Below are 22,363 nucleotides of genomic sequence, written 5' to 3'. Positions count from 1 at the left end.
GTTGACTGACGACTGTAAACCATTTGTCTCCTTCGTGAAACATATTCGTAATTTTTGCATCATTGCTCATATTGACCACGGCAAAAGTACCCTGGCCGACCGATTATTAGAATTTACCAAAACCGTTGGCGCCCGTGATATGCAGGCCCAACTGCTCGACGATATGGATCTGGAACGCGAGCGGGGCATTACCATCAAGAGCCACGCCATCCAGATGAATTATACGTACAAAGGCGAAACATATACGCTCAACCTCATCGATACGCCGGGACACGTCGATTTTTCCTATGAAGTGTCACGTTCCATTGCTGCCTGTGAAGGCGCATTGCTGTTAGTCGATGCCTCGCAGGGTACTGAGGCACAGACCATTTCGAATCTTTATCTGGCGATGAACAATGACCTGGTCATTATTCCGGTGCTGAATAAGATCGACCTGCCAGGTGCTATGCCCGAAGAAGTGAAGGATGAAATGGTAGACCTGCTCGGTTGTAATCGTGACGACATTATTCCGGCCAGTGGCAAAGAAGGCATTGGCGTTCCAGAAATACTGGCGGCCATTGTCGAACGTATTCCGGCTCCCAAAGGCGATCCGGATGGGGCGCTACAGGCGTTGATTTTCGATTCGCACTTTAACTCCTACCGGGGTATTGAGGTTATTTTCCGGGTCAAGAATGGCCGTATCCGCAAAGGCGATAAGGTTAAATTTATGAATACCGGCCGGGAATATATTGCCGATGAGGTTGGTACGTTAGGGCTGGAACAAGTGCCTAAAAGTGTCATCGAGTGTGGTGATGTAGGCTACCTGATTTCGGGTATTAAAGTGGCCAAAGAAGTGAAAGTAGGGGATACCATTACCTCGATGGATAACCCTGCCAGAGAAGCGATTCAAGGCTTTTCGGAGGTGAAACCGATGGTATTTGCTGGTATCTATCCGGTAGAAACCAGTGAGTTTGAAGACTTACGGGAAGCCATGGAGAAACTTCAACTCAATGATGCTGCGCTGGTTTGGGAGCCTGAAACCTCGGCCGCGCTGGGATTTGGTTTCCGCTGTGGCTTCCTGGGGATGTTGCACATGGAAATCGTGCAGGAACGGCTGGAGCGTGAATTCGATATGACCGTGATTACAACGGTGCCTTCGGTACGCTTCGAAGTGATAACCACCCGCGACGAAACCCTGGTTGTGTCGGCACCGGCCGAAATGCCTGATCCCAGTACTATCAGCTGGATTGAAGAACCATTCATTAAAGCGCAGATTATCAGTAAATCCGAATACGTTGGTGCCATTATCGGACTCTGTATGGATAAACGCAGTCTGCTCAAGAATCAGGTCTATCTCACGACGGACCGGGTTGAACTCCAGTTTGAAATGCCCCTGGCTGAAGTTGTCTTCGACTTTTTCGATAAACTTAAGACGATTTCAAGAGGATACGCTTCACTCGATTATGAGTTCATCGGCAACCGTGAATCGACGATGGTGAAGCTGGATATCATGCTCAACGGCGACCGGGTCGATGCGCTGTCGGCAATTGTCCACCGCGATAAAGCCTATGAATGGGGGAAAAAACTCTGCGAAAAACTTCGCGAATTATTACCTCGCCAGCAATTTGAAATTGCCATTCAGGCGGCTATCGGACAGAAAATCATCGCGCGTGAAACGGTAAAAGCGTTACGTAAGGACGTATTGGCCAAGTGTTACGGTGGTGATATTTCGCGGAAGCGCAAACTGCTTGAAAAACAAAAGAAAGGGAAAAAACGGATGCGTCAGGTTGGGAACGTAGAGATACCTCAGGAAGCGTTCATGGCCGTCCTGAAAATAAATTAAGCGAAAGCCAGCTCAGAAATGGGCTGGCTTTTTTGTGTTACGTATCAAATACGAACGTAACAGTGGGCGCTACGTTGCTAAATCCAACGTAGTGAACGCATTTATTCAGTCCGTTGGAACGTAGCATCTATTAGTTGTCTCTGGGCCACATCGGTCCCCATTGGTATTCACGAGCCATTGCCCGCACCAGCTCATGAATTAAGGACGTACCATTATCCGAATTGGTCATAATCACCACACCGCGACCAGTTTGCGCGAAGGCAACTGCATAACAGGAAAAACCGGCGTTACCTCCGCTGTGCCGGAAACGTAGCGTTTCGCCAGTGCCATCCACGCCAAAGCCTAAACCACCAGCACCCGGAATCTTTGTCAGCATCTGACGAGCTGTTTCCTGTTTAAGAATGCCTTTATCGGCCCGGTACGAATCGCTGACATTCAGCATAAATTTGGCTAAATCGCCAGGTGTTGTCCAGAGGCCAGCCGCTGCCAGTTCGGGATAAAGATGATAGCCACCATCGACCATATTGCCCCTTTCGTCGTAACCTTTTGCCGCAATTGACACCTGATCGCTGGGTAAGGGTAGGCTAAACGTACTCTGCTTCATGCCAACCGGTTTGAGTACCAGATCTTCCAATAATGGCCCAAACGGTTTACCCGTTACGTCTTCCAGAAGTAATTGAAGAACCGTAAATCCTCCTCCAGAATACGATTCTTTTTCACCTGGCGTCTCCTTTACACGAACTGGAGATGAGTTGGCGGGCGGGGTTCCATCCAGAATTTGAGTTACCGTCGGGAGTTTAACCGTGTGATTATAACCGGCAAAACCATGTACTGAAAGTCCGGCTGTGTGGCTGACGATACGTCGGATGGTCACTTTCTCCTTCTCTGAAAATGGGCTCTCAGGGATTTTCCAACGCTTGAGTTTCAGATTTACATCCTCGTCTAGCGTAAGAGCTTGTTTCTCAATCAATCTGAACGTAGCAACTGAGGTGACAGGCTTGGAAATAGAGGCTGCCTGAAAAAGCGTTGACGTAGCAACAGGTTTCGCTTGTGATTTGTCGCTTACACCATATGCTTTGGCCCAGCTAATCTTTCCATTATCAAATACGGCAATGCTCACGCCCGGTACGTTCAGCGCTCTCATCCGATCATAAATCGTCTGATACGTTCCACTGTCGGCTCCTGACCTGGTAATATGTATCAGCTTATTTTCGATACGTTCACTACTTAAGGCGAGTTCCCTCTGGCCATTAGCTGAGAGGGTAGTTAAAAGGATTGCCAGAAATTGTAAGTAGAAAATGGAGGTAAGTCTGTTATTTACAGATGGTTGTATTTTTGAGGTGAGTGATTTAAGGGGCATGGTTTTAGGACGTAGTGAATGATACGTTTGGACCTGGAAACTTGGGTAAACGGGAAAGGTTACTGATGGAAAAGATATTCACCCAGTTTAATCCTCTGGCACGTAGCGTTTTAATTATTCACTCCTCAAACTCTTCACCGGGTTTACCAAAGCGGCTTTGATTGCCTGGTAACTAACCGTCAATAAGGTGATGATCAGGGCGATAAGAATCACGACCAGAAAGACGCCGACACCAATACGTATTTTGTACGTATAGGTGTCCAGCCATTTATTCATGCCATACCAGGCAATCGGCGACGCGATTAAACAGGCAATGATGACGAGCTGGACAAAGTCTATCGATAATAATCCCCACACACTCGCGACGCTGGCACCCAGTACTTTACGAACACCAATTTCCTTGATACGTTGTTCTGCCAGGAACGAGGCCAGGCCAAATAACCCCAGGCAGGAAATAAAGATGGCCAGCAGACAAACAACCGCCGAAAGATTACCAATGAGTTCTTCGTAGTAGAATTTCTTGGCATACTCCGTATCGGCAAACTTATAATCGAACGGATACGTCGGATTGTATTTAGTAAAAATAGGGGCCATTTTTTCGATAGCGACCGAAGGCGACACGGCCGGATTGATACGAACATTAATCAAATTGACCCAATTCTCGTCAAAAAGAATCGTCATCGGGGCCACGTCACGGTAAGCTGACCATTCAATCACAATGTCGTGAATTACGCCAACTACGGTCCAGTCCCGGTTTGCCCAGCGCAGGATTTCACCGACGGGATGTTTTAATCCCATGCGTTTGACTGCGGCTTCATTTAAAAGTACACCCGTGTGGTCGGTCGTAAAATCTTTCGAAAAATCACGCCCTTCTTTCATCTTGATGCCCATCGTTTTGGTGTAGTCGTACCCGGTTGCAATGGTTGTGAAAATGACGGATTCTTCTTCGGGACTCGCCCCCCTCCATTTCCAGCCGCTATTGCTGCTCCACCATTGTGTAGGCGGTGCATTGGTCTTACAAACCGACACTACTACGCCTGTAGCCAATAATTCGGCCCGAAGCGCTTCATAATGGTCCTTTAAATCTTTCGACGAATTGACGGAAATGAGCCCTTGTTTGGTAAAACCGAGTGGACGGTTTTTGCCATGCTGTATCTGCTGATAAATGATGATGGTACCAATCATCAGCGCCACGGAAAACGTGAATTGAACCACGACCAGAATTTTACGAGGTAACGAAGCACGCTGACCAACATGAATACCTCCTTTAAGAATTTTTATGGGATTGAACGACGACAAATAAAGCGCCGGATAACTGCCAGCCAGTAGTCCCGTGAATACGGTAAAAAGAAGTGTAACAACCCAGTAAATGGGATTGCCGAATTCGATGGCCATCTCCTTCTCGGTCAGTCTATTGAAATAAGGCAGCGAGATCAGGACAATGATTAATGCCAATATCAATGATATGCCTGCAATCAGCGTTGATTCACTTAAAAACTGCCCGATGAGTTGCTCCCGTCCCGAACCTACCACTTTGCGAACGCCCACTTCTTTTGCCCGTTTTTCAGATCGAGCCGTGGAGAGGTTCATGAAATTGATGCAGGCAATCACCAGAATAAATAGCCCGAAAATGCCAAATAAGCGAACGTATTTAATAAAACCACCCGAGTTTTGTCCTTCGGTAAACTCCGAAAAGAGCCGCCATTTTGACATGGGATGCAGGAATAATTCGGGTTTAACGAGATTTCTTATATTGGCATCATTCGCCTGATGGCCTAACACTACGTCCTTAATTTTGGCGTTGGTTTGCGCAGGGTCGATGCCGTCTTTGAGCTGGACAAAAAGCCCAAAGTCGTTATTCCGCCAATCCGTTTTGGCGTTTTTAACCCAGTCATACATACTTTCCATTAAGTGCCAGGGAAGCAGATACTCAAATTGAAGCGTGGCATTCTTCGGTTGTTTGGCAACCACGGCCGTTACCTTTAAATCGGCCTTATCGTCCAGTCTAACGATCTTACCAATCGGGTCCTGATTACCGAAAATAGCCTGAGCGGTTTCGTCCGTTAGTACAATCGAGTAAGGTTCTTTAAATGGATTTTTATCGCCATTCAGGATGTCCAGCGCAAACATATCAATCGCATCTTCGCCGATAAAAATGCCATTTTTAATAAATTTCTGATCACCAACCATCAACGAACGGCTACCGTCCGACCGCTGATACGTCGCTACAGCCTTAAAATCGGGGAATTTGGAACGTAGTTCGTCGCCTGTTGGAAACGGTAATGCACTCTGTGTACCCCGTTTGCCGTCGAAGGTTTGGTTCAATTTTACCTCATAAAGGGTTTCATAATTTTTATGGTGTTTATTGGCCGATACTTCGTCCTGTATCCAAATACCAATGAGCATCGCGACGGCCATACCCACGGCCAGCCCGGCAATGTTGATCGCTGAATAGCCCTTGTACCTGGCCAGGTTGCGGAATGCGAGTGTTAAATAATTACGTAGCATGTTCGGGTGAAAAATTGAGAGGTCAGAATCATCATTGAAAGGACTGTAACGTGGTTTCGGTTTATACGCAGGAGCGGGCTCTCGTCGCCAGAGCCTCGGATGCATCAGTCGGACTAAATCCCACACATAAAGCCGTCGGGCTTTGGCATAACCGTATTGCTGGGCTCGTTTGTGAAATAATTCATCCAGATCGCCCTGAAGTTCTTCGCGTAGGTGCGGGGCGGTGATACGTTCCATCAGGCGTTGCGCCCAACGGGGCGGTCTGACGGACTCGGCATCATTCTGAATTGATTGTTTCGAACTCATGCTACGCTTCCTCCAAAAGCCGCTTTTGGGATACCGGCCCATAATTCGTTGCGAACTCGACGCGCTTCCTGCAATTCCTGCTCACCTAAAGGTGTAACAGTAAACAGCCGTTTCCGGCGGCCACCTCGTTCGGCAGTCGACTCGCCAAAGCGGGAACGTACCAACCCCTTTTCTTCGAGCCGCTGCATGGTTCGATGAACAGCACCCAGACTCATCGGGCGTTCCATTCGTTGACTGAGTTCTTCCATAACGGCCACGCTATACGCATCATCGAAGAGCAGTGCGATAGTCAGCATAACGATCTCTTCAAATTCGCCCAACTGAGAACCTTTCATTGTTAATCGTTTTATCCTCCTCATTTGTATAGCAAATGGTCTGCCAACTTACAGAATGGGTATTTCGGTATAATGGAGAGTGTTTTTGTTATTTTTGTCTGTCCGTAAGCGGACAGTAATTGTACAAGGGCGGACAAAAGCTTGTCTTACATGCTACGCTCCTTTGCTTGGATCGACGCCCATATTCAACCATTTTTTCAGATTTACACAGAATTCATTTTACCCCATCGGTAACGAGGTATACCTTTGTAGGGAAAAATAAAGAGTAAAAGAGCGAAAGAGCGAAAGAATGAAAGAGCGGAGCAAGAAACTCCCGTTAGCCATTTACTCTGCACATTCGCTCGTTCACTCATTCACTCTTCCGCTCATTCTTCATGGAATATCGTATTGAAAAAGACACCATGGGCCAGGTGCAGGTACCGGCCAATGTGTATTGGGGCGCACAAACTCAGCGCTCGATTGAAAACTTTAAAATTGCGCAGGATATCAACAAGATGCCGCGCGAAATCATCCGCGCCTTTGCCTATCTGAAAAAAGCCGCAGCCCTCACGAATCTGGATGCGGGTGTACTGCCGCAGGAAAAAAGTGATCTGATCGGGCAGGTGTGTGACGAAATCCTCGACGGAAAACTCGACGATCAATTTCCGCTGGTGGTGTGGCAAACCGGCTCGGGTACGCAGTCGAACATGAACGTTAATGAGGTAGTAGCCTATCGCGGACACGTATTGCACGGCGGTCAACTAATCGATGAGAAAAAATTTCTGCATCCGAACGATGATGTGAATAAGTCGCAGTCGTCGAATGATACGTTCCCGACGGCTATGCACATTGCCGCCTACAAAATTCTGATCGACGTAACGATTCCGGGCATTACGAAATTGCGTGATACGTTGGCGGCTAAAGCGAAGCAGTTTATGCACATCGTTAAAATCGGCCGGACGCACTTTATGGATGCTACGCCCCTGACGGTAGGGCAGGAGTTTTCGGGATACGTATCCCAACTCGACCACGGTCTGCGCGCTATCAACAATACATTGGCGCACCTGAGCGAATTGGCATTGGGAGGTACAGCCGTAGGAACGGGTATCAATACCCCCCCGAATTATTCGGAGAACGTAGCAAAGCACATCGCTACGTTGACGAGCCTGCCTTTTGTGACAGCCGAAAACAAGTTCGAAGCACTGGCCGCCCACGACGCCATTGTAGAAGCGCACGGTGCCCTTAAAACGGTAGCCGCCAGCCTGATGAAAATCGGGAATGACATTCGGATGCTGTCATCAGGTCCACGGGCAGGGATTGGTGAATTGCATATACCTGATAATGAGCCAGGTTCGTCGATTATGCCGGGCAAAGTGAACCCCACTCAGTGCGAAGCCATGACGATGGTAGCCGCTCAGGTGATGGGCAATGATGTAGCAATTAATTTTGGCGGGGCGATGGGCCACTTCGAACTGAACGTATTCAAGCCCGTCATGATTTACAATTTCCTGCACTCGGCCCGGCTCATTGGCGATGTCTGCGTATCGTTCAACGACAAATGCGCTGAAGGTATCGAACCGATCGAAGCCAATATCAAGAAGCACGTCGATTCGTCGCTGATGCTGGTAACGGCCCTCAACACGAAAATCGGTTATTACAAAGCCGCCGAAATTGCGCAGACCGCCCACAAAAACGGCTCGACGCTACGCGAAACCGCCCTTAAACTCGGTTACCTGACCGACGAAGAGTTTAACGAGTGGGTGAAACCGGAAGACATGGTCGGGGAGATAAAATAGATCTTCCAGAAAAGAAAAAACATGCCCAATGGCATGTTTTTTCTTTTCTTATCTATAACAAAGGGATAATTAGATAATTTGTACATCGACAGCATTTACTCCCTTCTTTCCGTCAACCACATTGAATTTTACCTTGTCATTTTCCCGGATTTGATCGATCAGACCGGAAACATGAACGAAGATATCAGCTTGTGAGTCCTCAGGCGAAATAAACCCAAATCCTTTGAGCTCATTGAAAAATTTAACAGTTCCTGTTTGCATTCTTGCTTTTAATAAAATTTTAGTAAAAATACGTTTATTAAATGGGCTATCCTATTGATTTTTAAAGTATTTTAAAATAAACACTTCTCGAAGCCTGATTCAGTGCGGAGAAGGCTAATAAATAGACGTAATAAAATTGAGGATTGATAAATACTATCTTTACTTATAATCTTTTTGGCGGAAACCGCGTTAAAGGAGTATCACATTGTTGCGTGTGTGCTTACTGGCAGTCAAATGCCCTGCTCATGATTGATTACCCGGAGGCCAAGTACACAGATCGGAATTCCACTCAATACTTCATGCTCACCACGCTTCTGCTCAAGGCACAAGCTCTCTGGTTAGCCGCTTTCTTCCCGATGATTCGTTGTATGACACCGTATAGAGTCGGTGAAATGTCCAATGGTAAATAACTGCATCGGTACAACGTCAATAAACAATCGATCCCAAAGATTTTTTTATTAGCCCTTTTCGGCTATCGTTAGCAGTGTGTTCTCAGTACGTTGCTGTACAGAGCCTCACCGGCAAAAGTTGAGTTCGTCGGCAAGAGTTCACCTGATACAGGTGCAGCTCATCAGTACGTATTTAATTAAAATGTGCTTAAAAATTTGAACGCTAAAAGATCAGTAAAAGTCATTATAATAAGATTTTAAGGTTAAATTAGTATTGTAATATTCTAATAGCAATATTTTATTGGATTGATATAGGATCAATCGGGGCGATGATTTTGAAGTGACATTTATAACAAAAATATGTTGTTTGAACGAAATTTGTTTAAACAAATATTGATCATACCTTTGACACGCTCTTACAAGAACATAGAAATGCAATTCCGCAACGAATACCATCGGCTCATCATTAATCTGCATAAAACGGACGGGTATATCTTCAATCACTTCCAGCAGAAAATGGCCCCGTTCGATTTGTCGGTCCAGCAGTACAAGGCGCTACGTCTGCTTTCAGACGTATTTCCAGATAGCCTCACCGCTGGTGAGCTGAAGGAGAAAATGACCGACATGAATTCCGACATGACCCGGCTGATTGATCGGCTGGTGGCGAAAAACCTGGTCGTACGCGAAGTGGATGCCCAGAATCGTCGTCGGGTGAACCTTCGTTTGACCGAAACGTCGAATCAGTTTGTCGAAAAAGTTGCCCAGGAGTTCAAAAATTTTGAATCCATCGTCAGTCACCTGACTGACGAGGAAGCCCGAGTTATGAATACGCTTCTCGAAAAAATCAGAAATCGCTCACTATGAAAACGTACCTAACAGGCATAGGACTTTGGTTGTCAGGCATTATGCTGGCAACCGCGCAGCCCACACCAACCCCAATGCCACTGGAAAAGGCCATCCAACTGGCTCTGCAAAATAACACCGGAATAAAACTGGCCGATACACGCACGCAGGCTGCTGAAGCTCGCTTACAGGAAACCCAAGACCGGAGTTTGCCGTCGGCCAATGCGTCGCTGAGTTTTTCCCGTTATAGCCTGACCGGCCCATTTTCGTTAGGAAAAGGGGAGGATGGAAAACCATTATTTGGCATCCCCGCCGGGGCTTTCAGTGCTACCATGGGGGGCGTTACGTTCAGCAAGGAAGTATTTGGCGGATTTGCCGAAAAATCAGCCGAGAAATCAGCGGAATTATTGGCTAAAGCCAGTCAACTGGATGCTCGCCGGAATCGTTCGGAACTGGCTTACACCGTTACGGACGCCTATTATAACATGGTCAAACTGATACGTTCCGTCAACGTCATTGAGCAGAATATCAGGCAGTTCGATGAAAAAGAGCGCGAAGCCAATAACCTTCAGAAAGAAGGTGTTGTAACGGCCAATGAAGTGCTGAAAATTCAGTTGCAGAAAAACAACCTGAATCTGAGTCGATTGCAGGTCGAGAAAGCCCTTCAGACTTCCTTATATAATTTCAATCTGCTCATCGGATTGCCGGATAAGGAGACAATTACCCTCGATACGTCCCTTACAAATCCGGCAACTGTGGCCGAACCACTGGCCAATTTTCTGGATCAGGCCGTACAAAGTCGCCCGGAAGTACAGGCAAATGCGCTACGTGTGCAATCAGCACAGGAGCAGCTGCGTAATACAAAAAGTGTGATGTACCCGCATCTGGGCGTATCGACGGGTTACAACTACATCAACCCAACGGCCCGTGTTATCCCGGAAGCCAACTCGTTTGTCAGTGCCTGGAACGTAGGGGCAGGTGTTACGTATAACATCGGTTCGCTGTATAATCTAAAAGGTAAACTCCACAGCGCGCAGACGGCCATCGATCAGGCCACGCTACAGGGTCAGCAACAAAATGATCAGATACGTTCGGAGGTCGTTACGTCCTACAATAATTACCAACTGGCGCTGGAACAGCAGAACGTAATCCGGACGGCAGTTGGTCAGGCACAGGAAAACTACCGTTTGACCGAATCGCGCTTCCGGAACGGGCTGGTTGGCTCGACCGATCTGCTCGAAGCAAACAGCTTTCTGATTCAGGCTCAACTCAATGTAATCAACGCAACCGTAGACGCACAACTGGCCTACCAGCGCCTGTTGAAGGCTACGGGGCATAATCTTAATTAATTCTGGTTTAGCAAAACGACACAATCATGGAAAAGAAAACAATATTTCGAATAGCGGGCGTCATCGTGCTGGTTGTTGCCCTGTTTTTTGGGTACAGCGAGTTCAACTACCTGCAACGACACGAAACCACCGACGACGCCCAGATTGACGGCGATGTGAACCCGGTAATTCCGAAAGCGGGTGGATACGTAAAAGAAATTCGTTTCAAAGACAATCAGCTGGTAAAAGAAGGCGATACGTTATTGGTATTGGACGATGCCGATTACCGCATCCGGCTCATGCAGGCTGAAGCCGCTTTACAAAGTGCTCAGGCAGCAGCAGGCGTATCACGTTCGCAGGTGAACGTAGCATCGGCTACCATACAAAGTTCACAGGCGAGTGTGCAAACAGCGCGTAATCAGGTGATTACGGCGCAGGCCAACGTAGCGGCTGCTCAAGCGCGCGCTCGTAAGACGAATCAGGATTTTGAACGGTACGGTCGCTTATTGGCCGAAAAAACCATTCCCCAACAGCAATTTGACGCCGTTGAGGCCGAGCGTGATGCGGCACAGGCACAATTACAGGCGGCACAGGCTCAGTTGCAAACGGCTCAATCTCAGGTAAGTGCAGCTGGTACACAGACCGGTGTGACGAGTTCACAGCGCCGGGCTACGGAAGGCCAGATTTCGGTGGCACAAGCGTCTATAAAACAGCGTCAGGCTGAACTGGACATGGCGCAGTTGCAACTGTCGTATACAATAGTACGTGCCCCAATTTCGGGTGTCGTGTCGAAACGCTCGGTACAGATTGGGCAGTTGGTGCAGGCTGGACAGGCAGTATGTTCGGTCGTTGGTAATTCAAACCTCTGGGTTACAGCTAATTTCAAAGAAACTCAGTTGAAGCAGATGCAACAGGGCCAGACGGTCGATATTGATGTCGATGCCTTTGGTAACGAAAAACTGGTCGGACACGTAGGTTCGTTTGCCGGCGCTACTGGTGCCAAGTTCTCGCTCTTGCCTCCTGATAATGCGACGGGTAACTATGTAAAAGTGGTTCAACGGATCCCAGTACGTATCGAACTGGACAAGAACAGCCCCCTTTACGCAAAACTGCGTCCCGGCATGAGTGCCACCGTAGCGGTTGATTTACAGGGAAAGTAATTAACAATGTAGAATGAGTAATGGGATCTAGGTAAATACTACCAATTTCCTAATCGCTATTTATCATTATTCATTTTACAGTATTCATTCTAACCATTTCGAGTTATGAATTTAGGTTTTGATAAATGGGTGGTTGTGTTGACTGTAACAACGGCCGCCCTGCTGCAAACCATCGACTCGTCGATTGTGAACGTAACACTCAACCAGATGATGGGTAATCTGGGCGCATCATTGGGTGATATCAGCTGGGTAGTAACGGGTTACGCGGCTGCCAGCGCTATCATGATCACGATGTCCGGCTGGCTGACGTCTAAACTGGGCCGGCGAAACTACTTTGCTGCGTCCATCGTCCTGTTTACCATCGCGTCTGTTTTTTGTGGTACGTCGACCAACGTCTGGGAACTGGTTTTCTTTCGGGTTGTGCAGGGAATTGGTGGGGGAGGGCTCCTGACGACGGCACAATCTATTCTGATTCAGACCTTTCCCAAAGAGCAGTTGGGTATTGCCAACGCCATTTTTGGGATGGGCGTTATCATTGGCCCGTCTATCGGACCAACCCTTGGTGGTTACATTACCGATAATCTGTCGTGGAACTGGGTGTTTTACATCAACATCCCGTTTGGAATTGCCGCCACCATACTAACGTACCTATATATTAAAGAGCCTGCCGAAAAAGTTGTTGCCGGAAGGATGGACTGGCTCGCGCTGATACTCCTGACGATGGGCATCGGTGGCTTACAGATTGTGCTCGAAAAAGGCCACGAAGAGGACTGGTTTACCTCTGAGTTCATTGTGGTGATGTCCGTACTGGCAGGGGTAGGAATTGTCGGGTTTATCTGGAGGCAATTGGTTGTAAAACAGCCGATTCTGGATCTGAGTCTGTTACGTGAACGACGATTTGCGGTCGGTACGTTGTTCAATTTTATTCTGGGATTCGGGCTGTTTGCGTCGGTGTTTATTATCCCGGTTTTCTGTCAGACGATTCTGGGCTTCACCGCGAGCCAGACGGGTTTACTGCTGATGCCTGGTTCCATCATGACGGGTCTGATGATGCCGGTGGTGGGAGGGCTATTGAGCAAAAATTACATCTCGCCCATCTGGTACGCAGCGATTGGTTTCCTGCTGTTTTTCGGCTTCTGTTTCGATCTGTCGACCATCAGCCTTGCCGCTGGACCAGATTATTTCTTCTGGCCGCTGATTATCAGGGGTATTGGTATGGGGATGATATTCATTCCGTTAACGACCATTACGTTGGCCGACTTGAAAAACATTGAGATTCCGCAGGGCTCGGCGTTAACGGGTATGATCCGTCAATTGGGCGGTACGTTCGGAACGGCGATCATGACGACCTACATTTCAACACGTACCGTATTTCATGCCTCCCGGCTGTCCGATAACGTATCGATTTATAATCCACAGTCTGTCGAACGTATCAAACAGTTTACTGGCTTGTTCCTGTCAAAAGGGGATGCGCTGATGACGGCTACCGGTAAAGCGTACGGGATGATGCAGGGAGCGGTAATGAGACAGGCCCTGGTCATGACCTATGCTGATACATTCCTGATTATTGGCGCCTTCTTCCTGGTGTGTGTGCCGCTATTACTCCTGTTTATCGGGAAGAAAATTGCAACGCCAGCCCATACCGAAATGGTAATGGAGTAAAGTAAACGTAATAAAATGTAGTGTTTTTGTTTTGTTCTTGTGTTCTGTATTACATCGGCTGGCTATGTGGCCGGCCGATGTTTTTTGGTACGTCATAATACTTTTCACTTACTCGGCTAAGGTTATTTCTACAACTCCGAGCCGGCCTTTTTCTCCATATTTTTTAATGGCATCGCTTTCGCTTAATTTAACCAGCTTATATTTCTTTTCGGATAATTCTACTGTATCATCTAATTTCACCGGGAGGCCATTGACCAACAAATAATTTACTTTATTTAAAAAAGAGAAGGTGCCGCTCCCCGTAAATTTTTGCGAATTAAGACTGACCTTAACTTGTTCTCCCTTAAAATATATATTATTATCCGCTGCAGACCAGTATAACCTTGATGCATAAAAAGTGCCATAAACTTCAGCAGACGCTTTGTTAACCGTTGGTTTGTTTCTTTCTGTCAATTCCGATGTTATCTTTTCATCCTGCTCAATTAGTTTCTGATTATTAACTGTAGTAGCTAGTTGAGGGAACTTCGGTAGATGTACAGAATCCAAAGCGAAAGCCGAACCGGCCACGAGCAGCGCTCCTAACGTGTTTAAAGGTTTCATTTCTTCGATATGTTTAGTTTTTTCTATAGATATGATGGCATTAGTTGAAAAGGTGGCAGTTGTTGGCGTAGTCGTTGAATTATTTTTTATAGTGCTATTGTTAGCCTGAACAATTGGACCGTTAATCGTTTTTAAATCAGGTCTTTTTACTGGTGAAAGCGCTTTGATTTCTTGATGAGAATTAACTTGTAAAAGCAAAATAGACGTACACGTTAGTATACCGAATGGTAAAATAGTATTCAAAGATAAAAATGAAGATTGGTTATATGTAAGGGCTGATGCGTTACTGAAATGACGAGTATGAATTGGCGCTATTTTTTGCGGTTGTATTTCGAAAAACGCCAGTCGTTTTGTGAAAATAGTATCTACGTTCCAAAGTTTATCAGGCAATAAATACAGAAAAAATAGACGATTTTTTTTGTATTTATCTTTTAATTTACTATTGAGAATTTCCTTTATTTTTTTTCGGGCTCTTGCCAAATGTGATTTTGATGTTCCTTCACTGATACCTAATTCGTTTCCAATTTGTAGGTGCGTGTAATTATCAAATACATAGAGATTAAAAACAAGTTTATGGTGTTCAGGCAAACCGTTAATGGCTTCTAAAAGCTCAACTTCTGAGAACGTATTTTCTTCGTGATTACTAAAATCCTCCTGATAGTCATTCGAAAGCATGCAGTAAGTAAGCGCATCTTCATGCTGCTTCTGTTTTTTTTGATCACGGAGGTACTGTAAGGCTACATTTACGACGATTCGCCGAAGCCAGGCTTCAAAAGGGCCTATGTTTTCAAAACTTGATGCTTTATCGATAGCTACCAGAAAAGCATCATGGGCCAAATCTTCGGCGATTTGCCTATTGTACGTATATCGATAGCAAACACCAATCAGTTTAGCTATATTCTGCTTATACGTTATCTCCCAAAAATTCTCCGTTACACCATTCATGTTGGTAATGATGCATTTTTTTCAAATGGTGGCAGTTATTGGTCAATATATTCCTGCATGTCGACAGGCAATCAGGCAATAGCCGGATACCTCCGGAATCGGGTTATTGCCATTTCCAGCGAAATGTAATGGTTTTTACCCCGTTGGTGTACGTTTCTTTCAGGTTGTCAATAGCCAATGTATTCATAGTATTGCCAGTCGTAAGATATAGTCAGGCAGGCAACTATAACTATCGTTTTAGTTGCCTGCCATTTTAGATTTGTACTTTTGGAACTGTTTCTGGTTAGCATGTTTATCGGTCGTGATCTCAATCAGTTTGGCAGAAGGTCCGGGTTGAAAAAAATCGGGGAGGAGGGGTGCCAGTTGTTCTAACGTAGCACAAACAGCATAGGCTATTTGGGCGTCCTGGGCGGTACGTTGGGCGGTGTATCCGTGGGGGGTTTCAAAATAGGTTTCCAGTTCCGGTTGTCGGCTGGGACCGTCGATCATCCGGAAAATATGCCCGCCGTCGTTGTTAAGCAGTACAATCCGTAGATTCGCCGGAACAGGATTCGACCAAAGTGCATTCCGGTCATAAAAGAAAGCCACATCGCCAATCAGCAACGTAACGGGCTGATCAGTGGCGAGGGCAGCGCCTACCGCCGTACTCAGACAGCCATCAATGCCACTAACACCCCGATTGGCGAACACCGCTACGTCAAGGTCGCCCCGCAGCCCCACCAGATTCGCGTAACGTACCGGCATACTGTTGGCCAGATGGAGAATGCTACGTTGGGGTAACTGATCGAGTACACACTGAGTCGCCGAAAAGTCGGTCAGGGGTTGGTCTGGTTCGGTGAGGGTTTGTGCTACGTGCCGGGCGGCCTGGTGATCGGCGGTTTGCCAGCGGTTCAGAAATTCGCCCGCTTCAGACTCGTTGTCTTCATCATCGCCCTGGAGAAAGCGCTGGTAGTCTAAATCCGCAAACAATTTTTCCAGAAAAGCAACGGGCTGTGCAGGAATCAGGGTGGTAAGGCTCTGGAACGAATCGACGATACGTTCGGCGGATGGCTGAATGTGCCAGTGTCGATGAGCCGGGTACTGCCGGAAAAACGTTTTTAGATTACGCGTCAGAAATGAATTGCCAAGGGTAATTACCAGTTCAGGACGTAACGTGTTCGCTACGTCCGGGTCAATCCCCGCCAGGAACGTATCGGTGTGCGTGATAAATTGGTTGGTGCCGGGGAGGTTGCTGGTAATCTCGCCCAGAACCGGTATGCCAAATTCCTCGCTCAGTTTACCCAATATAGTACGTAGTGCCGGCGTATACGGAACCTGACCAACGGCGATCAGAATTCGTTCGCTACGTTCCCACTCAGTTAATAGTTTATGCCAGACATCATTAGGCAACGTCGGCTGGGTGGGGCAGACGTCAATGGTACGTACTGGCCCATACTGAAACGTATCGGTATCCGCCGGGTAAAAAGGCTCTCTTAGCGGTACGTTAATATGAACGGGGCCCGCCGGAGAAAGCTGACTGAATGAAACCGCTTCGTTGATTGACCGTTCGATGAACCAGCGGGTATCGGCGTGGCTATAGTCGGCGGGCAGGTCGTAACTCCGTTTAACGTGTGTCCTATATATATAAGGCTGGTCGATGGTTTGGCCATCCTGCTGGTGCAGCCATTCGTGGGGCCGGTCGGCGGTAAATACCAGAAGCGGAACCTGTTGAAAAAAAGCTTCGGCGACAGCCGGAGCCAAATTATAGACCGCACTACCGGACGTACAGATAAGTGCAACCGGTGTCTGGCTTTGCTGGGCAATTCCCAATCCAATAAAACCAGCGGAGCGTTCGTCGGCCACTACGTGAACACGCAGGTGTGGGTGTCGGGCGACAGCCAACGTCAGCGGAGCCGAGCGGGAACCCGGAGAAACAATGACCTCGGAAACACCTTTCTGGTGAAGCAATTCGGCGATATCGATAATAGGCTGTAGAACAGGCATCGGGCAAAATTAATGAATAACCGATACACCCAGACGTTGTGACACAGCGATGTACGGAGATTAAAGGAGATCCGCAGCGAAAAATAAAAAACGCTGTGCATCTCCGTTTCGCTCCGAGCATCGCTGTGTCACAATTAAGCCGTCGTTGCGGTTCGGCGTATGGGCTGGCGTTGCCAGTATGTCAGACTCCGCCACACCCACTCAAGCGGACCAAAACGGTAAATCTGTAGCCATATAGTACTGAAAACCAGGTTAATAGTCCAGACTACAGCCACTACGTAGTAGAGTTGATAAAATTCCAGTTTGCCGAAATACCCCAGCCCGTACCCGTTGAAAAACAGCGTGCAGCAAATCGTTTGGAGGACGTAATTACTGAATGCCATCTGTCCCACATTTTCCAACGCTTTCATCAGCCGCGGCACCACACCTGAGCGGTAAATCAGAATCAGCAGACTGGTATGACCAATCCCGACAAGTGCCCGTTGTAAATCATACCCCAACGTAGGGGTAACCCACTGGCCGGTATACTGGACTGGGTCAATCATCCGCTGCTGCATCAGATACATACCCAGCGCACTTAACGGAAGGCCAATTCCGTAGCCCCCCAGCAACGTCAGCCAATACGTTCGGCTGGGGAGTTTATTGGAAAAGAAGCCCCATTTGAATAATGCCATGCCCAGAAACATCATCGACAGCATGTCCCAGAGGCCGAGATATAAGTAGGTGGAATGAAATCGAATGTTTTCTGACTCAAGTGTTTTGTAAATAGTACCATAGCCAGCGCGCATTTTCTGATTGAACTCCGCCACTTCTTTCCTATTGGGCTTTGAGGCCTTGACAATTTTATCCCAGGCTTCCTTATCTTTTTTCTGCTCGTCGGTCAGCTTTTTGTGCGCTTTTTCCAACGTCACAGCCTGCTGATAATTCTCATATTTACTTCGGAAATCGAGTTGCTGCCGTTCCCGCTTGATTACATTTATTGACAAACAGATCAGCGCACAAAGTAGCAACTGCCGGGGTTTCAGGTTGCGGAAGGGAAATAGGAACAGCCCACAGATTGCGTAATCGAACAGAATGTCACCTACCCATAAAAAAACGTATTCGTGAATGACACCAAACAAAACCATCCACAGCAATCGACGATAGAGGAAATCGGCAGCACTTCCCCCATTCACTTCTTCTTTACGACTGGTGAAAATCAGCATACCGGCTCCGAAAAGCATGGAAAACAACGCCCGCATTTTGCCTTCAAAAAGGATGGTCATCACCGCAAAAACGCTATAATCGGTGCTGCCCGGGCGTAATAAAGGCTCGTGTTCGAGTTGAAGGGCAAGACCGAACAACGGAATATTCATCAACAGAATGCCCAGTAGGGCTACGCCCCGCACGATATCGATGGTCTTGATGCGCTCAATTTGGGAAACGGGATGGGACCACGGTTGGCCCACAGAGGTAGTACCCGTTTCTGGCGAAATAACTGGTGAGGTAGTCATAGTAAATGTTGGCGGAATGTGGCCGAAATATATCCTTAAAACCCTGATTATGAATGATTTTGCTAACTTTCTTTCCAAACGGCAATCGACACGTAAATATCCAGTGTATGACCCGTCAATTCAGGTCTATTTTAGATTTTTGCGTTACTTTGTTTTCGCGACAACGCTTTGTAAACGCCTGGGCATAAACGAAGTTGACGATTGATACGTTATAGTGTCTGAAAACCATAGTCTGTATGAACCGGATTACATTTGAAAACGAAGAGGAAATTCGGGTTAAATCCTTAACTGGCGCCCTGGTCATCTATGGGCTCATGATTGCCCTGTTGTTTCTGGTTCACTGGTCGCAGACGATCCCAAATCCGCCACCGATTCAGTTTGTTGAAGTGAATTTTGGTTTGGATAATCGCGGCAGCGGACGGATTCAGACCTATAATAAAGCATCGGATTCGCCGAATCGGGAAGACGTAAAAGCCGCCGATAAGAAACCGAATCCGAAGATTAATACGACCCCGCGTCTGGAGAAGGTACGTCCTACGCCCAGTCCTAAAGTAGAGGAAGCAAAACCAGCTAAGGTTGCCACCGAAAAACCCATCATTGCCAGTAAAGCCGAAAGTCCGGTAACCACGCCCGAACGCCCTGAACCGAAACGGGTGGAAGCGCCCAAAAATACCGCGCCCGTCGAACAGAAGGCTCCACCCGCTCCCCCCAAAAAAGTGGAGACGGTAAATACGGATGCGCTCTTTAAAAAATCGTCGGGTGGGGGTGGCTCCAATGGAACAGTTGGGAAGGCTTCGGGTACGGGCGGTAACAACAATGGCGACGATGCCGATGGTGTAGGGGATAAAGGAAATCCCAAAGGGAAAATTGACGCCAAAGAATTTTACGGAACGCCGGGAGGAGCGGCATCCGGTGTCGCCTTCGACGTATCGGGCTGGTCGCTGGCGAGTAAGCCGAATGTCAGTGATGAATCAGACGAAACCGGTAAGATCGTCTTCCAGATTAAAGTGGATGGCAGTGGCGAAATCATGACGGTACGTCAGTTGCAGAGTACGGTGAGTCCATCGGTGAGCGAAGTCTATCGGAAGGCCGTTCAACGACTCCGGTTGAGACCCAAGGGAGGAGCTACTCCGCCGACGGCTACCGGAACCATTACGTTTATCATTAAGGCAAAAGATTAATGCAGTATTCGGAAGCCCTCGACTATTTATACAGTCGGCTCCCAGTTTTTCACCGGATTGGATCCAAAGCGCTCAAGCCCGGTTTAGGCAATACCCTGGCCTTGTGCGAAGCCCTCGGCAATCCGCAGGAGAAATTTCGCAGCATCCATGTAGGAGGGACCAACGGAAAGGGAAGTACCTCCCATATGCTGTCGGCCATTTACCAGACAGCTGGTTACCGGACTGGTCTTTACACCTCACCCCACCTGCAATCTTTCACCGAACGTATCCGTATTAATGGAACGGCCATTGATGAGCAGGACGTAGCACGGTTCGTTGTCGAACACCAATCACTCATTGAACGTATTGAACCGTCGTTTTTTGAAGTGACGGTGGCGATGGCATTCGACTATTTCGCTAGCCAGCAAGTCGATGTAGCCATTATCGAAGTAGGATTAGGTGGACGACTGGATTCGACGAACGTACTAACTCCATTGATTTCGGTTATCACCAACATCGGTTATGATCACACCGATATTCTGGGTGATACGTTGCCACAGATCGCGGGCGAAAAAGCGGGTATCATCAAACCCGGTATACCTGGTATTATAGGAGAAACCCATCCCGAAACTGAACCCATTTTTAGTAAAACTGCCCATTTGCTAAAATCACCCATTACGTTTGCCGACCAGACGTATCAGATAGAGGATCGGGGAATCGTAGAGGGCGTTCGGCAACTGAGTGTTACGTATGGGGGAGAGGATAATCACGTCCGAGTCCAAAACTTGTCGCTGGATTTGCTGGGAACGTATCAACTTCCTAATCTCGCTACAGTATTAGCAACGGTGGACAACTTACGTTCACAGTTGCCGGTACGTGAAGAGGACGAAGCCAGGGCGTTGTCGGCCGTTACGTTGCTGACCGGATTGAAAGGACGGTTTCAGATTCTGGGTGACCAACCGAAAGTCATTGCCGATACCGCCCATAACCAACCGGGACTGTTAGCCCTGTTTGAAACGATTGCTACGTTGCCATATGCTACATTGCGGATTATCCTGGGGCTGGTAGCTGATAAGGATCGGGGCAAGGTGCTGTCGGTATTGCCACCAACGGCTGTCTATTATTTTTGTCAGGCACAAACACCGCGGGCCTTAGCTTCTGAAACCCTTCAGACCGAAGCGGCCGAGATGGGCCGATTCGGAGAATCTTATCCAGATGTGAACGTAGCCCTGGATGCTGCCCTGGCAGAGGCATCGACCCATGATTTAATTCTGATTACGGGAAGTAATTACACCATTGCCGAATTAACTAATTTGAACTCGAAACCTTCTACCGTATGAGCATTCGACAATTAGCTTTCGTTCTCCTGACATCCTTATTCTTTTCAGCGCAGGCACAGGTACCCGCGACAACCACTACGGATAAAGTTGAGCAGGAGAAATTCGTTTTTCTCAACAATGGTGCTACTGTTGGGATGATTATTAAATCGGTATTGAAAGCAGATACCAAACGGCTCAAGCTGACCGACCCACAAGTACCCAAAGCAAGAGACGTTATCAGGAAAGCAGTTGTCAGTTATAACGATGGGGTTAAAGCGTTAAAGAAAAGCGGTATGAACCAGAATAAATTACGAACGCTGGCGATTGAGATTGAAACCGAAAAGCTTCGGGGTTATAAACCGCTTCTGACCCCTGAACAGTATACTTTGCTTGTGTCCCAGCATCGTAAAATGTACCCTGAAGCAAAACTGCCTTAGTTGACTAGATGAGGTACAATTCTTAAACGTTGATACTTAACTATTTCTGCTCATGAAAACGCTATCTGTTTATGTAATCCTTTTTGTCGTTAGTGTGCTTTTAGGTTCTTGCCGGGATGGGGAGCTTTCCGAGGACGATAAGAAGTTTATGAGTCTTGCCGGTAGTGCGGGAATCATGGAAGTTGAAATGGGTAAATTAGCCCAGCAACGGGGTGTTCGCCCAGATGTACGACACTATGGCGATCAAATGGTTAAAGAGCATACCGAGATAAATACTGAATTTCTGGAATTAGCCCAGCGCCTGCAAGTGGAAGTGCCCGACGAAATGAATGAAGATAACCAGCGAATGGTACGTGATCTGGCCGCTTTACAAGGAAATCCATTTGATGCGAAGTACATCGACACGATGATTGCTGATCATGGGCTTGCCGTCAAGTTGTTCCAGAAAGCTCATGATGATGCCAAAAACAAGGCGTATAAGAAATGGCTGGCCAAAATGATTCCAGTAGTAGCGCATCACTTAAAAATGGCGGAAAACCTGAAAACTTCCCAGCCGAATTAGTTACTTCAGCTTATTTACTTGCATTAATCCAGACAAATAAGCTGATTATCAGTAAGTTAATATCGCTTTATTAAATCAACCCCTGCACTACGTCAACCACTCCGGTTGACGTATT

18 protein-coding genes are annotated in these 22,363 nt (G+C 47.3%); 11 read left to right on the top strand and 7 right to left on the bottom strand.

All coding sequences use genetic code 11. From position 1 onward, the window contains the following. The first annotated feature begins 34 nt into the window (after positions 1 to 34). The gene (gene lepA, locus IC229_RS13200; RefSeq protein ID WP_190887451.1) at positions 35 to 1,822 is read left to right on the top strand and encodes a translation elongation factor 4; all 1,788 of its coding nucleotides are present in this window, start codon (positions 35 to 37) and stop codon (positions 1,820 to 1,822) included. A gap of 130 nt (positions 1,823 to 1,952) precedes the next feature. Here lepA and IC229_RS13195 read toward each other — a convergent pair whose 3' ends face one another. The 3 genes from IC229_RS13195 to IC229_RS13185 form a co-directional block, all read right to left on the bottom strand. Then, positions 1,953 to 3,182: a serine hydrolase domain-containing protein gene (locus IC229_RS13195; RefSeq protein ID WP_190887450.1), complete on the bottom strand. Its 1,230-nt coding sequence runs from the start codon at positions 3,180 to 3,182 to the stop codon at positions 1,953 to 1,955. A gap of 114 nt (positions 3,183 to 3,296) precedes the next feature. Next, positions 3,297 to 5,996: an ABC transporter permease gene (locus tag IC229_RS13190; RefSeq protein ID WP_223833976.1), complete on the bottom strand. Its 2,700-nt coding sequence runs from the start codon at positions 5,994 to 5,996 to the stop codon at positions 3,297 to 3,299. Continuing rightward, entirely contained in the window at positions 5,993 to 6,331 is a 339-nt protein-coding gene (locus tag IC229_RS13185) for a PadR family transcriptional regulator (RefSeq protein ID WP_190887449.1), read from the bottom strand. The genes IC229_RS13190 and IC229_RS13185 overlap by 4 nt, the downstream gene beginning before the upstream one ends. A 374-nt stretch (positions 6,332 to 6,705) precedes the next feature. On the opposite strand from IC229_RS13185, the gene fumC reads away from it, so the two are divergent. Then, positions 6,706 to 8,106 carry a class II fumarate hydratase gene (gene fumC / locus IC229_RS13180; protein ID WP_190887448.1) on the top strand — a complete coding sequence of 467 codons (1,401 nt, stop codon included), beginning with the start codon at positions 6,706 to 6,708 and terminating at the stop codon, positions 8,104 to 8,106. Between the two features lie 69 nt (positions 8,107 to 8,175). Here the strand turns inward: fumC and IC229_RS13175 are convergent, their stop codons facing one another. Continuing rightward, complete coding sequence (locus IC229_RS13175) at positions 8,176 to 8,367, bottom strand: cold-shock protein (RefSeq protein ID WP_190887447.1); 192 nt, start codon at positions 8,365 to 8,367, stop codon at positions 8,176 to 8,178. A gap of 212 nt (positions 8,368 to 8,579) precedes the next feature. On the opposite strand from IC229_RS13175, the gene IC229_RS13170 reads away from it, so the two are divergent. From IC229_RS13170 to IC229_RS13150, 5 genes are all read left to right on the top strand, one after another. Continuing rightward, complete coding sequence (locus IC229_RS13170; protein ID WP_190887446.1) at positions 8,580 to 8,777, top strand: hypothetical protein; 198 nt, start codon at positions 8,580 to 8,582, stop codon at positions 8,775 to 8,777. 411 nt (positions 8,778 to 9,188) lie between these two features. Next, positions 9,189 to 9,620: a MarR family winged helix-turn-helix transcriptional regulator gene (locus IC229_RS13165; protein WP_190887445.1), complete on the top strand. Its 432-nt coding sequence runs from the start codon at positions 9,189 to 9,191 to the stop codon at positions 9,618 to 9,620. After that, positions 9,617 to 10,948, top strand: coding sequence for a TolC family protein (locus IC229_RS13160; protein ID WP_190887444.1), 1,332 nt, complete (start codon positions 9,617 to 9,619; stop codon positions 10,946 to 10,948). The genes IC229_RS13165 and IC229_RS13160 overlap by 4 nt, the downstream gene beginning before the upstream one ends. A gap of 26 nt (positions 10,949 to 10,974) precedes the next feature. After that, positions 10,975 to 12,087: an HlyD family secretion protein gene (locus IC229_RS13155; protein WP_190887443.1), complete on the top strand. Its 1,113-nt coding sequence runs from the start codon at positions 10,975 to 10,977 to the stop codon at positions 12,085 to 12,087. A 105-nt stretch (positions 12,088 to 12,192) separates the two neighbouring features. Further along, a complete protein-coding gene (locus IC229_RS13150) occupies positions 12,193 to 13,749 on the top strand; it encodes a DHA2 family efflux MFS transporter permease subunit (protein WP_190887442.1) in 1,557 nt (518 codons plus the stop codon). 108 nt (positions 13,750 to 13,857) lie between these two features. On the opposite strand, the gene IC229_RS13145 is transcribed toward IC229_RS13150, so the two are convergent. The 3 genes from IC229_RS13145 to IC229_RS13135 all read right to left on the bottom strand — a co-directional run bounded on the left by IC229_RS13145 (position 13,858) and on the right by IC229_RS13135 (position 18,770). Then, on the bottom strand, positions 13,858 to 15,294 hold the full coding sequence (locus IC229_RS13145; RefSeq protein WP_190887441.1) for an RNA polymerase sigma factor: 1,437 nt from the start codon (positions 15,292 to 15,294) through the stop codon (positions 13,858 to 13,860). Between the two features lie 237 nt (positions 15,295 to 15,531). Continuing rightward, positions 15,532 to 17,277, bottom strand: a complete 1,746-nt coding sequence (gene menD / locus IC229_RS13140; protein WP_190887440.1) for a 2-succinyl-5-enolpyruvyl-6-hydroxy-3-cyclohexene-1-carboxylic-acid synthase — start codon at positions 17,275 to 17,277, stop codon at positions 15,532 to 15,534. Between the two features lie 134 nt (positions 17,278 to 17,411). Further along, the gene (locus IC229_RS13135) at positions 17,412 to 18,770 is read right to left on the bottom strand and encodes a DUF418 domain-containing protein (RefSeq protein WP_190887439.1); all 1,359 of its coding nucleotides are present in this window, start codon (positions 18,768 to 18,770) and stop codon (positions 17,412 to 17,414) included. 236 nt (positions 18,771 to 19,006) lie between these two features. On the opposite strand from IC229_RS13135, the gene IC229_RS13130 reads away from it, so the two are divergent. The 4 genes from IC229_RS13130 to IC229_RS13115 are packed head-to-tail and all read left to right on the top strand — an operon-like array spanning position 19,007 to position 22,248. After that, positions 19,007 to 19,951: a hypothetical protein gene (locus IC229_RS13130; protein ID WP_190887438.1), complete on the top strand. Its 945-nt coding sequence runs from the start codon at positions 19,007 to 19,009 to the stop codon at positions 19,949 to 19,951. Next, on the top strand, positions 19,951 to 21,270 hold the full coding sequence (locus tag IC229_RS13125; RefSeq protein ID WP_190887437.1) for a bifunctional folylpolyglutamate synthase/dihydrofolate synthase: 1,320 nt from the start codon (positions 19,951 to 19,953) through the stop codon (positions 21,268 to 21,270). The genes IC229_RS13130 and IC229_RS13125 overlap by 1 nt, the downstream gene beginning before the upstream one ends. After that, positions 21,267 to 21,686 carry a hypothetical protein gene (locus IC229_RS13120; RefSeq protein ID WP_190887436.1) on the top strand — a complete coding sequence of 140 codons (420 nt, stop codon included), beginning with the start codon at positions 21,267 to 21,269 and terminating at the stop codon, positions 21,684 to 21,686. Before IC229_RS13125 ends, IC229_RS13120 begins: the two co-directional genes overlap by 4 nt. A gap of 52 nt (positions 21,687 to 21,738) precedes the next feature. Then, positions 21,739 to 22,248, top strand: coding sequence for a DUF4142 domain-containing protein (locus IC229_RS13115; RefSeq protein WP_190887435.1), 510 nt, complete (start codon positions 21,739 to 21,741; stop codon positions 22,246 to 22,248). The last annotated feature ends 115 nt before the right edge of the window (positions 22,249 to 22,363 follow it).

It is taken from the genome of Spirosoma profusum (assembly GCF_014699005.1).
Lineage (GTDB): Bacteria > Bacteroidota > Bacteroidia > Cytophagales > Spirosomataceae > Spirosoma > Spirosoma profusum.
This window is presented reverse-complemented; position numbering and strand designations above follow the sequence as displayed.